The organism is Planctomicrobium limosum (assembly GCF_051465645.1).
Taxonomy (GTDB): domain Bacteria; phylum Planctomycetota; class Planctomycetia; order Planctomycetales; family Planctomycetaceae; genus Planctomicrobium.
Genome location: NZ_CP195790.1, coordinates 794,790 through 809,816, shown reverse-complemented (window position 1 = coordinate 809,816; position 15,027 = coordinate 794,790). Strand labels below are relative to the sequence as shown.

Here is a 15,027-nt window from a genome sequence, read left to right as displayed (position 1 = left end):
AGCAGAATCGAGAAGACTGAGATGACCGCAAAACTCTGCTCACGTCGGCATTTTCTTTCCGCCTCCGCATTTTCACTGGGAGGGATGGCGTCTTCGTGGTTGTTGAAGAAGGATGGTCTGCTCGCAGCAGAAGCTCCTAATGTCGGCTTGCAACGCCCGCTTGACCCGCAAGTCTTCGACCTCACTGCCAAGGCTCCGCATCATCCTCCGCAAGCTCGAGCGATGATCTCGATGTTCATGATTGGCGGGCCGAGCCAGATCGACATGTTCGATCCGAAGCCTGAACTCTGGAAACGGGACGGGCAAGAGTTTCAGGGGAAAATGCAGTTCGATAATGCAGGTCAGGCAAGCCGCAAAATCATGGCTCCGCTTGCCAAGTTCCAGCCTCGCGGAGAGTGCGGAATGGAGCTCTCCGATCTGGTACCACACCTCGGACAGATTGCAGATGACATTACCCTGATTCGCTCCATGCACACCGGAGTCAACAACCATGTCCCGTCCATGTTCGCTCTGAACACGGGCGTGGGTCTCGCCGGTCGGGCAACTCTCGGTTCCTGGCTCGCCAATGGCCTGGGATGTGAGTCGGAAAATCTTCCTGCTTATGTGGCGATGTCACATAAGAGCGGAATGCCATTGATGGGAGCCGATAACTGGACCAGTGGAGCATTGCCTTCCATCTATCAGGGGACCGTGATTCGCCCGACGAATCCACGTATTCTCAATCTCGATCCACCTCCACATTTGATGGGGGATGCACAGCGTGCTCAGTTGGATCTGATCTCACAACTGAACGCAGAACACCTGAAGCGATTCCCAGGTGAAACCGATCTTTCAGCACGCATTGCAGGTTACGAACTTGCTGCAAACATGCAGCTCGCAGCCACAGAAGCATTCGATCTGTCGAAAGAAACAAAAGAAACTCAGGAAATGTATGGGCTTGATAACCCCAAGACCAAACATTACGCCGAGAGCTGCCTGATTGCACGACGTCTGGTTGAACGCGGCGTTCGCTACATCCAGATCTTCAACAACGGGCAGTCCTGGGACCACCACGGCAGTATCGCCACAGGATTGCCGAGATGCTGTGAAGAGATCGATCGCCCGGCAGCCGCGCTGATCAAAGATCTCAAACAACGCGGTTTGCTCGATTCAACGCTGGTGCACTGGGGTGGCGAAATGGGCCGGCTCCCGGTCGTTCAAATTCGCGAAGGGGGTTCCACTGCCGAAGCTGGTCGCGATCACAACACCTTTGGTTTCAGCCAATGGATGGCCGGTGGAGGAATTCGCGGGGGATATGTGCATGGGAAAACAGATGACTTCGGGCACCACGCTGTCGAAGGAATCGTGACCCACCACGACTACCTGGCAACAGTGTTGCACCTGATGGGACTGGATCACACCAAACTCAAGTTTCGAGTTGGCTCTCGAGAAGTTTCCCTGATCGAGAATCCAGAAGCCAAGATCGTCAAAGAGCTTCTTGCATAGGTATTCTTCCTCGATGCAGACTCAAACAGTTTCGCCCCGTCAGGCGAACGCCAGCTGACGTTTTACAAAGGAGCACTAAACGGTGCTCCTTTTCTTTTGGAACCTGAGTCCTTCATTGGCGTGTAACGAACAGTCGAGCTTTATCTGACCACAGATCGATGGCAATGAGTCTGCGGGTCGTCATCAGTCAGTCCGCACCAGACAGACCTTCTTCAAGTTCAGGACTCGGAATTTTTCATCTCCGGTCTATGATGGATGCATGACATTTTCACTTCGATCCAGCCGACAGCAATTCCAAAAATATCTCAATGATCTCAAACATCGGCCCCGAAATCCGAATCAGAAGCAAAGCGGAACATCCACTTCCGCTGCATCAACCGGCCGAATACGGACAACCTCGCAACTGATCCGGGCCTTCTGGGACTTGTTAGGCAACCAGCGAATCAGCGTCCTTGGGGCGTTGTTCACGCTGACTATCGCAACTCTGTTGGGGCTGGTTCCACCCACTGCGACAAAATTCGTCGTCGATTATGTCCTCGGGGACAAGCTGCTTCCAACAGAAGGGTTGCAAGGTCTCCTTCCGCGGGATCGCTGGTCGCTGCTGCTGCTGCTCGCAGGATGTGTCACTCTGATTTCATTTCTCAAGTCAGGCTTGAGCATCCTGAGTCGCTGGACTGGCACACGCGCGACGAAACGTCTGCAGATGTCCATCCGCAAGAGGCTGTTCGAACATGTCATCCGCCTCCCACTTCCTCGGGTTCAAGCAATGAAATCCGGTGGAGTCGCAAGCCTGTTGCGTGAAGACACAGGCAGCGTTGGTGATCTGATTTTTGGACTCCTCTACAACCCCTGGCGGGCGATTGTGCAGTTGCTGGGAAGCCTGATCGTTCTGGCAATTGTTGACTGGCGATTGCTCCTTGGAGCAGTTTTGATTCTGCCGATCGTCTATCTCACTCATCGCACGTGGATTCGAGAAATTCGTCCTCGAACGAAAGATGTTCGGGCACGGCGACAGGAAATCGACAGTCACACCACTGAAGCATTTTCCGGAATTCGAATCGTGCGTGCATTCGGGCGTCAACGAACAGAAACGTTACGTTTGATGACCAACAACCACTTGATGGGACGACAGGAACTTTATGTCTGGTGGTGGATGCGGGCGATCGACATGGTCTGGGACCTGTTGATTCCGTTGGGCTCCGGCGGATTGCTGCTCTATGGCGGCTGGCAGGTGCTTCAAGGAACCTTGACGACCGGCGATCTGATGATGTTTCTGGTGTATCTCGTCATGCTGCTGGAACCACTGGCCATTCTGGCGGAAAGCGCGGCGACGTTGCAGAACAATCTGTCTGCACTCGATCGCGTTCTGGACGTACTGGGGGAAGATCGCGAGATGCCCCGAATTCCCGGTGCGACTCATATCTCGAAAGAAACAACAGAAGGTCGAATCACATTCGAGAACGTCTCGTTCCGGTATGGAGCAGAAGGTCGCTGGGCGCTCCAGGACATCAATCTGGAGATTAAGCCGGGACAAATGGTCGCGCTCGTCGGCCCCAGCGGTGCAGGGAAGACAACACTCTCAAATCTCGTCGCCAGATTCTACGATCCGACCTCCGGTCGAGTACTTCTGGATGGGCATGATCTGCAATCCATCGATGTCGAGAATTATCGTCAGCTGCTCGGCGTTGTCGAGCAGGAGGTGTTTCTTTTCGACGGGACGGTCGCAGAGAACATTGCGTATGGCCGGCGTGATGCAACTCATGAAGAAATCGAGACGGCTGCTCGACTTGCAAATGCAGACGAGTTCATCAAAACGCTCCCTCACGGATATGACGCGACAATCGGGGAACGAGGGGTGAAGCTCAGTGGAGGCCAACGCCAGCGACTGGCAATTGCCCGAGCATTGCTCGCTGATCCTCGTATTCTGATTCTTGATGAAGCAACGAGCAATCTCGACACAGAGAGTGAACGACTCATTCAGCAGGGGCTTCAACAGCTCATGCATGGACGGACGTCATTCGTCATCGCACACCGATTAAGCACGATTCAACATGCTGATCTGATTCTCGTCATTGAAGAGGGGCGTATCCGTGAGGCCGGCACTCACAATGAGCTACTAAAAGTAGATGGCCGGTATCACCAGATGATCTTAGCCCAAACGGCTCCGACAGAGCTTCAGGAGCGACCAAAGAAAGAAGTCGCCCGACACCGGAATCATCATCAATGAATGTGAGAGAAGCTTGATGATCAGAGAGCGTTATATCGATGCGTGACACGCATTGATGATGCACGACTGTCAAAAAGAAGAAGCACGGAAGGATTCAACTCATGGATGTTGTGTCTGACTGTTAAGTCAGAGAGACGTTTCCACTGCATTCGCGGTTGTGGAATTGTCTTTTCACTCATCCCGTGTCGAAATCTTCCGTGCCTGACTTCGTATTAGTCAGATCTCTGAACTTCATTGATCTTGGCGATCAAGTCTGATTCAGAAATTATCGTGTTGCTGGTGCAGCAACTGCAGGAGCCATTTTCAGATCTTTCATGAGTTTATCGACCTGCTGTTTATGTTGTTCAGCAGTCTGTGTCGCTTCTGTCACAATCTGTTGCAGATGGCCTGAAACATGTGGCTGAACCGCTTTCAAGTGAGCCAGCATTCCGATGTGAGCACCAATCTGAGTTGCTACGAAGGCTTTGTCGAAGTCAGCTCCAGTTTCTTTTGACAATTCCTCGCGGACCATCTGTTCACAATTCTTATGAGCCTCCTTGGCGATCTGAAACATGCGATCGCTAACTGATGCGTCGTCGCCACGGAAGCCTGTCCTTTGTTCCATCGGCCGTTGCCCTGGAGTCAAGGCTCCTCCCTGTTGAGCTCCTTCTCTCACGATCTCTCGTGCTTCACGTGGAGCAATGCCCTGTTCGCGAAGTTCCTGCCGAGCCTCTCTTCGATCAGCAGAAGTCGCTGCAGGTTGGCGTTCCCCTTCAGCTTTGAATGTTGGGGTGCCAGTTGATGTCACGAGACGCTGCCCTGCATATGGCTGCAGTTTCTGATTCAGGGCTTCATGATCGCGAATCATCTTCTCGGCAAACTCTTTCACCCGAGGGTCTTGTGCCCGCTCCAGGGCAAATTTCGCAAGATTGATTTCTTCCTGATTTGCCAGAGTCAGGCAACTGGCGATATGCACATCTAGAGAAGCATGAGCTTGTCGATTGGCTTCGACGTGCTCACGTCGCTCACCCGGTCGTACTCCCTGCTGTTGCTGAACTCCGGATTCTCGTGGAGCAGCAGGGCGAACTTGAGGTTGCGTATTCCCCTGATTTGCTCTTGGCACTTGTGGCGTCTGAACCGGATCCGCAGCAGTTGCAACACCGGCAGCCAACATCAAAGCCATTGTGTGAAAACTGACATTCCTCAACATCGAATATATCCTTCGGGATGAGAGACATACGACAGCTCTAACGAGATCGCCAGAAGACCATCGTAGAATCCGACCGCCGATATTCGGTCAACGTTCTGATCTCCCCATCCGTGATATCAGAACGATTGAAGTCGGATCACCAAGTGATTCATGACAGACCTTTCAGTCATGATTCCGAAATGGAAAATGCAACTTCTATTCCTCAGTGCAAACGAAACGCTTGTATCGACGAAATTGATTTCTCTGCACAACCGACTCAATTCTGAAACTTCAATGGGACTCAAGAGATAATTTCTGTTGATTGATGTCGGAATGGAGACATTCACTTAACGTGACATCACGTTATTCAGAAACAGTGTCCGCGGCTTCATCACCTACGCTTATCGAAGACTGACGTACCGTCGATAAGCATGCTTGCTGACCGAGCATGCTGATCTGGCAAGTAACAGAAGCTCTTCAACCAACTCGATCGTGGATTCACGAAGAAGTTGATGACGACAATTTGAGCATCCGATCTCGGTGTCGAGAAGATGCCGTTTCACGACACGAAATCTGTCCGTGTCTCCATCATTGAACGGCATTACCCCACTCGCGTTGACAGGATTTCCCCGTGTTTACGCTTTATCCGGGTGCCCGAAGTAGAGCAGGCCACAGCCAAGTAACGAACGTGTAAGCGGACTTCACGTTGATTCATGGCAAAGCGAATCAGACCGCAAATCGTCGCCGTTCTCAACTCATATTTCAGAGGAGACGCAAACGAAATGCAGCCTGATTCTACGATGGACGTCTCAGGGGAAAGTTCCCCCACACATGACCGGCATTTACTTACTCGACCCGAACACTGCCAACTGGGGCAGATGGTCACTCAACGCGAACGAATTCTCATCGGCGATGTTCAACCGAAAAGCTCCTTCAAAGAGTGGCCTTGATTCCGTGATCTCGTTCGCGATCGGTCCTGCCGCCATGATGTAATCAATTCGCGACTGAGGCTGATCTGCTTTGATCGTCCAGCCGTCCCCTTTACCGACCTTGGCAAACGTGTCGACCCAACCGGCATCAATCCACAGTTTGTACTCTTCGGTATCAGGGCGGTGATTCAGGTCGCCAATCAACAACATCGACCGCCCAGCAGAGAGGTCTTCTTTCATTGCGCCAAGCATCGCCTTGATTTCCTTCAGACGAACCTCTGGTTCGGGACGCGGAAACAGATGGGCGGAGTGAACGATGAGCGATTCACCATTTGGCAACTTGACAGTGCCTTTTCCCCAATGTCTGGTGAAGAGTTCTTTAGGACGCTCGCTTCCAAGTGGAACATTCATCGAATCCGTGATCTCGAAGCGACTAAGCAAGGTCCCTGGCCAACTTCCGCCACTTGGAAAGCGGACGTGATTCATTCCAAGATACTCGGCAACTTCTTTTGCAATTGCTTCGCTCGGGGACTCGGAGAAGTTGATGATATCTGGCTCGTACAGTGCTAATTCCGTCGCCAGACGTCTTGCCATCTGTCCCTTCTGAACAGCTTTCTTCGCCGACTCACGATCATCAGGCCAGCCTTTGCAGGCATAAATATTTTAAGCAATGACACGAAGTTGATGCTTCTTGCTTTCCTGTGCAAAGAGAGGAAGTGTCATTACTGAAAGGCCAGCAGTTCCCAGTGCGGTACAGAACTGGCGTCGTGATATTGTCATCGGGGTGCGTCCTCTTGGAGTTGCGAGTGGTCGAAGCATTATTGCACATCGACGTATGATGATCCATTGCGATGGACACTGACTCCAGCAAACCACATCTCAGAGAAACTCCAATCGACAGCACGATTCAAGGAACAGATCGGCAGCCCAATCAGGATCACGCCGACGCGTTACTCTCAGGGCGTGATACTCCAAACGGAATGAATCTGTCAGTCCTCATTGGCAATCAGGGCATCGCAGTGAGACATCACAACAATTCCCGCGTGGGACTTTCCCTCACATCGTCCACGGACTTTGACGTAATCACCCGGCTTGACAGTCTTGATGTGATCTGAGTTTGCGACTGTTGAACTGAGAACGCACTGCACTCCCTTTTCTCCATGCTGGTTCGTAACAAAATGAATGATCGTTCCGTTTTCAGGCGAGAACTCGATGCTGTCAACAACTCCAATCAAGCACGTGATCGTGCCAGTAAACGTCATGTCCGTCTCGACGGAATTGCTATTGAAGATATGGTAGAAACCGGAAGCATTATAGAACTGATTTCTGTCGACCTCGGCAAGCGGGAACTCAGGTAAGCCGATATCTGCGCCATTCTTTCGATGTGCAACAACCCACTCGCGCCCCACTTCAGCCATCAGGCTCTGAGCGGATTGAGTCTCAAGTTGAAGTGGCACAGAAGGTCCACGTCGATTCAACTTCTCAACGAGAAGTCGCGCGTCCTCCCGTCTGTTGTTTTGAGTCAAATGGTCGATGACTCGTCCATAAACGACTCCTTCCTGTTCTCTCGGAATAAACATTCCCGATTTCCCAATGATTGATTGATACAAGGCGCCCGCTTCGTCTTTTCGCCCTTGCTCCCAAAGCGCACCCGCGTCAATAAGTTCCTTCCTGACAGCACTGGATTGCATCAGGACCAGCGTCATAACGCCAAGAATAAGGAGCGGGGCAAACCAGGTTCCAATCACAAGCCACTGTGTTCGGTCCTCCTCGCTCTTACTTAAGGAACTGTTGGAGAAACGGCTGAACCGAACAGAAATCGAAGGAGATCCAGCAGTCCAAAACAACACGAAGGCATGAAAGAAGTCGACGAGTCGTTGCCAGATCTTCCCAAAGGAGATTCTTCCACCCCGACGTCGTCCATGGGTACTGGGGGCGGAGAAGTCAGGTAGAAGATTCTCATCAGGCTGCGGCCGTTTCAACCTTGATAACCTTGCCTGCCCGACAGACTCTTCTTCCTGCCACAACGAGACATCTGAATCGATCTGTTTGACAGCAGAAGTGACCTTCGCCGCCGCACTCTGCGTCGTCCCCTCCTTTGAGCAGTACCAATTGGATAACATCAATATTCTCCAAGTGTGGGGAACAGTAGGTTGAGGCATGCCGAGTTCGCCTCATGGTTGCTGAAGATTCACAATCCGATCGCCGAGCACGCGCAATCGCGCGAACCTTTCACGTGCGTCGGAAGCAATTTCCAATCAGCTACTCATCAAAGAAGGCAAGAGACGATGCCCTCATCACAAGAGGCATGCCTCATGCAACAGACGCAACCAGAGACCATTGGAGCGACAAACATCCCTGTCGTTAAATTGAGAAGATTTCATTCTTCAATCTTTTTCCATTGCGCAGTTACTGATGAACGCAATAAGCAATCACGACGGGACATTTCTCCATGCATGATTTGGCCTTGTCGAAAACAGATCCGGCGAGCTGGAGACAATAAGCCAACTCGCCAGTGACTGCTTTGGAACGATGTCATACCGCCACGCCCCTATAACAAGGGAAGTGGACACATGGGATTTCTTCACGGTTGCATGTCTACTTTGAAATACGAAAACTGACGGCCAATCTACACCGAACATTCTCGGTTTAACAAAGTTTTTTGAGTATTCATTAATGTCTCGTGGAATCCCCTATCTCACACGAGGTGACAAACTTGGTGATGTCATCACGTGACACTTTCCTTCAACACACAAGCTGATCTGGCCTTGCAGCAAGCCATCAACTTCTGTTGAAAAATGCCCACACGATTGCTGGCGAATCGATACATTCGCATCTCTAAGACATCAGGGACGACCATTTTTCTGAACACCGTCGCGGTTTGTTGCACTTCGTCCACAAAAGGAATGCCCGCATGCCATGACAGCCCGTTCCAAAGACGCCATCACCAAAGCCATTTGCCAAACGTTCTAAAGAAGATTTGAAGTCAACTGTTGAGTGACACTGAGTTTCCGATGGTCTCCACCCCCTCAAGGACAGCGTTTCTCCTCAAGGCTCATGAGACGAACGGAGATCAACGCGAAAACTGGCTAATGGCATCGATCGCAGTGGCAAGTTGACAATCCCGTTTGCCCGGATCTAAGATCAAATAGGAAAAATTCAGCAAAGTGAAATCATTGACTCTCCAGAGCTTCCAACACGGAATTCTGACATCAGCCTGTTTTCGGCTGCTGTTGATGATTTCGTTGTGGCAAGGGCCAATCGTCTGGGGACACCAGCACCTGGAGTGCGGTGATGGACTGACGAATCATATCGTCCGATTTCACGGGCAGAATTTGTGCACCAACGACCACGGCTGGCACTGGCATTGCTCGATGCTAGGCGACATCTTCCCAAAGTCTTCAGACGATCATGGGCGTGAATCGCTGCCGCTATCCCAAGACCTCCTCAGGCCGATGCTTCCTGGTACCAGCATCGATGCCTGTTCAGTTCCCTCATTGGATCACCTGAGTTCGCTGTCACTAGGCACTGCTGTGCCCGTCAAATTCAGCGGCCTCTCAGGGATCAATAGGGGACTTCTGCCCACATTTGATTCAACTCGATCAGCTCAATCCATGCTGTGTCGGATGCATTGCTAATTGAGCAGCACTCTCTTTTCGGAAGCAAATTTCAATTGCTTCCACTTCAGGCTCGTTCCCTTGAGCCGTTTACGCCTGTCCACGCTGATTGCATTGCGGTCCACTCGCATATCTCGCGAATGATTTCTCACCAGTTGAATTGAATCAGAGATCCATCATGGTTCGCCTCTCCACAAAATCCTGTTTCCTTATCGTGCTCGTTGTTCTTGTTGTCCCGATTGGTGCTTACATCCTGTATCAGTATCGGGCAGGTCTTCCTCTGCTCCCACCCGCATCAATTGAACAGGTCGCAGATAAAGAAGCAGAGCATCAGCATTCAAATCAGCCTGAATCGTCCACAAGTGAAACGGTCTCATCGGTCATTGAGTTTCCTCGCACACAATGGGAGCCGGCCAACCTGACCATTGAATCGGTCAAAAAGGCTCCCCTGTCAGAGAACATCACCCTGACCGGAAAAATCACCTTAAACGAGGACAAACTGGCCCATGTCTTCCCGCTCGTCGAAGGCAGAGTCCGAAAGGTGCAAGTTGGATTCGGCCAACGGGTCACGAAAGGGGATCTGCTCGTGACCATCCAAAGCAAGGAAGTCGGCGAGCGTATGCTCCAGCTGTTCCAGGACCGCCTGCGGCTTTCTTTCGCGAAGATCAAGAACCAATGGGCACAGGATGTCGGCGAAAACACGTTGTCGCTGATCGAGATGATGCGCAGGGACGCGTCAATCGAAGAGATCGAAAGTGCTTTCAAAGAACGAACAATGGGGGAATACCGCGAACGTCTCATGACCCCTTATGTTGCTTACCTCAAAGCGAAAATCCATATCAGCCGTCTCATGCCGCTCTCAAAAGATGGAGCGATCTCTGGACGGCAATTGATCGATGCCGAGTCTGAGCGTGATGCAACCCGTGCAGTTTTGGTTTCCCTGCTTGAACAGGTTTCTCAAGATGTCAAGCAGGCGATACAGCTGTCCGCACAAGCAGTTGAAGAGACACAAACAAGTGCCGCCGTCGCTGAAGCGAACCTGAGAATCCTGGAGTTCAGTGATGCGGCTTTGAAAGAGATCGATCCATCAAGTCAGGGCGATTCACTAGCACACTATCCAATCACCGCACCGTTCGATGGCACGGTCATCTCCAAAGATGTCGTCTTGATGGAGCGAGTCGGTCCAGAGCGTCAGATTCTTACAATCGCAGATCTTTCTTCAGTCTGGGTGACCGCCGACATCTACGAATCGCACCTTCCGCTGCTCGCAAAGCTTCGTGACAAACCAGTGAAGGTCCATTGCGATGCCTGGCCGGGCCGAACCTTCGAGGCACAAATTTTCTACACAGGTGACGTCGTTCAAGAAGGAACAAGAACAATTGCCCTGCGAGCTCTGGCGCCAAACGATGAAGGGCTCCTGAAGCCTGGCATGTTTGCCAATGTCACGCTTCCAGACGTGAACACGGAAGATGTGCTGCAGATCCCATATTCTGCGATACAGGACCATGAAGGAAAGTCGTTCGTTTTCATTCAAACAGGGGAAGAAGAATTCGAGCGAAGAGACGTCACGATTGGGCGTCGAAATCAAGATATCGTTGAGATTCGCGCCGGACTCAATATCAATGATCGAGTCGTATCCAACGGGGGATTTGCTCTGAAATCGAAAATGCTGGCGGGGTTACTTGCTGACTGACACTCTGGTCGTTCATCCACGTTCATCTCCTCCGCTTTTCGAACGAACTGGCAACTCATTGCCACTCCCGCTAAGGACACGATTTCATGGTCAACAAAATCATTGACTGGTCTCTGGATAATCGCTTCATCGTGCTCTTGCTCGCCGTTGTCATCATGGGGGCAGGGGTCGTTGCGGCAACATCTCTGCCACTGGATGCCGTTCCCGACCTGACAAACGTGCAGGTTCAGGTCCTCACCACGTCACCAGCACTCGGGCCCGTCGAAGTTGAACAGTTCATTACGTTCCCCGTCGAGAACGCGATGAGCGGGCTCCCAGGTGTCGATGAAATCCGCTCGATCAGCCGTTTCGGGTTATCGGCAGTGACCGTGGCATTCGAGGATGGGACCGATATTTATTGGGCTCGAAATCTGATTAGCGAACGTCTCCAGCAAGCGCGAGACAACATTCCGCAAGGGATGGGGAATCCTCAGATGGGGCCGATCGCGACAGGGATGAGCGAAATCTATCAGTTCGAAGTGCGTGCCAAAGAAGGACACGATTTCAGCTTGATGGATCTGAGAACAATTCTGGACTGGCAGATCGCGTTTCAATTGCGAGGCGTCCCCGGAGTGATTGAGGTCAACACATTCGGCGGAGAGCTGAAGACATACGAAATCCAGGTCGACCCCAACAAATTATTGCACTACGGCATCAGTCTCAACACTGTGTTTAAAGCTCTGGAGCAGAACAATGCGAACGCTGGCGGAGGATACATCATTCATGGTGCAGAGCAACGCGTGATCCGAGGCGAAGGTCTGATCGGCAGTCTGGACGACATTCGAAGTATCGTTCTTGAGAACCGGAGCGATGGCACTGCAATTCGCATCTCTGACATCGGCAATGTGCTCTTCTCACCAATGCTGCGACAAGGGGCCGTGACCAGGGATGGAAACCGGGAAGCCGTCACCGGGATGGTGATGATGTTGATGGGCGGGAACTCAAGGCAGGTCGTCGCGGACGTCAAAGCGAAGATCAAAGAGATTGAGGCGACCTTACCCAAAGGCGTTTACATCGACACCTTCTACGACCGCACGGAACTGGTCGAAAAGACGATTCACACGATTGCAGAAAACATTGGTGTTGGTGTCGCCCTCGTGATCGTGATGCTCTTTCTACTGCTGGGCGACGTCCGTGCAGGGTTGATCGTCGCGGCAGCCATTCCACTCTCGGCCATGTGTGCTTTGATTTCGATGAAGGTCGCTGGTGTCTCTGCCAACCTGATGAGTCTGGGGGCAGTGGACTTCGGCGTCATTGTCGATGGCGCGGTCGTGATGGTTGAAAATGCCGTCAGAAGCGCGAGCCGCTATCTCAAAACGTCCGGCTCAACTCATGTCCCCAAATCGGTCTTCAGGCAGTCTGCCAAAGAAGTCGGGACTCCGATTCTCTTTGCAGGCATCATTGTGATTATCGTCTTCCTTCCGATCCTCAGCCTTCAAGGTGTTGAAGGAAAGATGTTCCGGCCGATGGCGTTCACATTCATGTCCGCACTGACTGCGGCGTTGATTCTTTCGGTCACAGTGATGCCCGTCATGGCGTCACTTTTCCTGGCACGACGTGTCAGTTCCACCGATACGTTTCTTGTGAAATGGCTCAAGTGGAGCTACACCCCAATGCTGGCTTATGCCATGAAGCGCCCATTCCTGATGATCGGCAGCGCGTTGTCAATCTTTCTCGTCAGCGTATTTGTCGCCACAGGTTTCGGAATTGAGTTCGTCCCCAAACTCGATGAAGGCGATCTCGCAATTCAAACACTACGACTCCCCAGTGTCTCTCTGGAAACCTCCGTCGAAATGACCAAGGCGATCGAAAGAACGCTGCTGAAATTCCCTGAGGTCGAAAGTGTCATTTCAAAGACCGGGCGTCCGGAGATCGCGAACGACCCGATGGGAGTCAACCAGACTGACATTCTGATTCGAATGAAACCCGGACACGGAACCGGGCAGGGGAGATCCAAAGCTGAACTGATCGAAGCAATGCAGGATGCCCTTGAGAAAGCCGTTCCCAGCAACACGTTCAGCTTTACGCAGCCGATTGAGCTGCGAGTTCAGGAACTTGTCGCCGGAGTCCGTTCAGACGTCGGGCTCAGTCTTTATGGCGATGATCTTGATGTGCTCAAACAATTGGGAGACAAGATCGTTCAATCATTGAATTCAGTCCCCGGCGCCGCAGATGTTCAAGCTCAGCAAATCACAGGTCTTCCGTATCTGCGAGTCATCATCCGACGCGATGCCATCTCGCGCTATGGCATCAACTCCAGCGACGTTCTCAATGCCATCAGCATCATCGGGGGGCAACCGGTGGGAGAAGTTTTCGAAGGGCAGCGACGCTTTCCGTTGCAGGTGAGACTCGCATCGGAGTGGCGAAAAGATGTCGATCAGCTGAAGAACCTGAAGATCGACGATCCAATGGGCCGCCAGATTCCTATCTCTCAACTGGCGGATATTCAAATCGAAGATGGTCCGTCAGAAATCAGCCGCCATGCCATCCGACGCCGGCTTCTGATTCAGTGCAACGTTCGCGGACGCGATCTCGGCGGGTTCGTTGGGGCCGCCCAGAAGATCGTCGAACAGGAAGTCCCACTCCCGGAAGGCTACTCGCTGACTTGGGGCGGACAGTTCGAGAACCTCCAGAAAGCCAGTGCGAGACTGATGATTGCAGTCCCGGTGGCACTCTTTCTGATCTTCTCGCTGCTGTATGTCACCTTCAATTCCGTGAAGTTGACGCTGCTGATCTACTTGAACGTGCCCATTGCCGCGACCGGAGGAATCTTCGCACTCTGGCTCCGTGACATGCCATTTTCAATCTCTGCCGGGGTGGGCTTTATCGCTCTCTTCGGAATCGCCGTGATGAATGGAGTCGTTCTCATCGAACACGTCAGGCATCTGCGCGAGCACGGGCATGACGCGATCTCAGCAGTTACGAACGGAGCAATGGACCGATTGCGACCTGTCTTCATGACCGCCATGTGCGGAGCCTTGGGCTTCATTCCGATGGCAGTATCAGGAAGTGCCGGTGCGGAAGTGCAGCGACCATTAGCGACCGTCGTCATCGGTGGACTGATCACCTGCACAATCCTGACCCTTCTGGTCATCCCCGCCATCTACCGCTGGTTCGACACAGAACCAACAGCGAAAGAAGAAGACCACGCCCCCACCGAACCGACCCACGCCTAGACTCGACCATTCAAGATTCGGCTGAGACAGGCTCGAAAGTGAAATCTGGTGTCACCCGTTGCACAAGCCTCATGCCCCGTTAACAACCAGTGGCAGAACGCCTTTTGCATGGAGGCAAGAGAACACGAAACGACCTTTACATTAAGGGCAAAGGACTAAGCACAAAAAAACAGGCTGACCTGTCGATGAAGACTAGTCAGCCTGTGTATGGAGGCGGCGGGAATTGAACCCGCGTCCTGAGAGCCCTGGAATACGGCTTCTACGTGTGTAGACGCTTGCTTACGCTCCTCGCCATCGTCGCGACAAACGACAAACCCTTCGATGGCCAGGTCACCACTTTTCTCGTTTCAGGCGTAGCGACCGTTGACCTGAAACCAGTCAGAATTTGTAACCGACTTTTGGACTCCTCTGACGGGGATTCCTCAGACGGGGAAGCCTAATTAGGCAACCAAGGCAAACTGCTTGTTGTTGTTGGCAGTTAATTTTTTGATCAGCTTTTTACGTGGCCAACTGATCAACCACGACACGCGACCTATACCCCGCGGAGAACCAGTCGAATCCGATCGCCCCCGAAGTGCAGTCAAATGGAATTCTAGCCGCAGCCAGATCAGCGTCAATTGCTGCAGCACTCAAGAAACAAAAAGAGGGCTGAAACCGCTGCAAAATGCAGGTCAGGCTTCAGCCCTCACTCAA

8 protein-coding genes and 1 other RNA gene are annotated in these 15,027 nt (G+C 52.2%); 4 read left to right on the top strand and 5 right to left on the bottom strand.

Going from position 1 to position 15,027, the window contains the following annotated elements; translation table 11 throughout:
* The first annotated feature begins 21 nt into the window (after positions 1–21).
* Together SH527x_RS02965 and SH527x_RS02960 are read left to right on the top strand one after the other, a co-directional pair.
* Positions 22–1,485: a DUF1501 domain-containing protein gene (locus SH527x_RS02965; RefSeq protein ID WP_437193171.1), complete on the top strand. Its 1,464-nt coding sequence runs from the start codon at positions 22–24 to the stop codon at positions 1,483–1,485.
* A 259-nt stretch (positions 1,486–1,744) separates the two neighbouring features.
* Positions 1,745–3,712, top strand: coding sequence for an ABC transporter ATP-binding protein (locus SH527x_RS02960; RefSeq protein ID WP_437193170.1), 1,968 nt, complete (start codon positions 1,745–1,747; stop codon positions 3,710–3,712).
* 265 nt (positions 3,713–3,977) lie between these two features.
* On the opposite strand, the gene SH527x_RS02955 is transcribed toward SH527x_RS02960, so the two are convergent.
* The 4 genes from SH527x_RS02955 to SH527x_RS02940 all read right to left on the bottom strand — a co-directional run bounded on the left by SH527x_RS02955 (position 3,978) and on the right by SH527x_RS02940 (position 7,932).
* Entirely contained in the window at positions 3,978–4,901 is a 924-nt protein-coding gene (locus tag SH527x_RS02955; protein ID WP_437193169.1) for a DUF4142 domain-containing protein, read from the bottom strand.
* An 821-nt stretch (positions 4,902–5,722) separates the two neighbouring features.
* The gene (locus SH527x_RS02950; RefSeq protein ID WP_437193168.1) at positions 5,723–6,403 is read right to left on the bottom strand and encodes an endonuclease/exonuclease/phosphatase family protein; all 681 of its coding nucleotides are present in this window, start codon (positions 6,401–6,403) and stop codon (positions 5,723–5,725) included.
* Between the two features lie 69 nt (positions 6,404–6,472).
* Positions 6,473–6,628, bottom strand: a complete 156-nt coding sequence (locus SH527x_RS02945) for a hypothetical protein (RefSeq protein ID WP_437193167.1) — start codon at positions 6,626–6,628, stop codon at positions 6,473–6,475.
* A gap of 170 nt (positions 6,629–6,798) precedes the next feature.
* The gene (locus SH527x_RS02940; RefSeq protein WP_437193166.1) at positions 6,799–7,932 is read right to left on the bottom strand and encodes an OB-fold protein; all 1,134 of its coding nucleotides are present in this window, start codon (positions 7,930–7,932) and stop codon (positions 6,799–6,801) included.
* A 1,672-nt stretch (positions 7,933–9,604) separates the two neighbouring features.
* On the opposite strand from SH527x_RS02940, the gene SH527x_RS02935 reads away from it, so the two are divergent.
* Complete coding sequence (locus tag SH527x_RS02935) at positions 9,605–11,119, top strand: efflux RND transporter periplasmic adaptor subunit (RefSeq protein ID WP_437193165.1); 1,515 nt, start codon at positions 9,605–9,607, stop codon at positions 11,117–11,119.
* A gap of 86 nt (positions 11,120–11,205) precedes the next feature.
* Complete coding sequence (locus SH527x_RS02930; RefSeq protein WP_437193164.1) at positions 11,206–14,334, top strand: efflux RND transporter permease subunit; 3,129 nt, start codon at positions 11,206–11,208, stop codon at positions 14,332–14,334.
* A 205-nt stretch (positions 14,335–14,539) separates the two neighbouring features.
* Here the strand turns inward: SH527x_RS02930 and ssrA are convergent.
* Positions 14,540–14,905, bottom strand: a transfer-messenger RNA (tmRNA) gene (gene ssrA, locus SH527x_RS02925).
* Between the last annotated feature and the right edge of the window lie 122 nt (positions 14,906–15,027).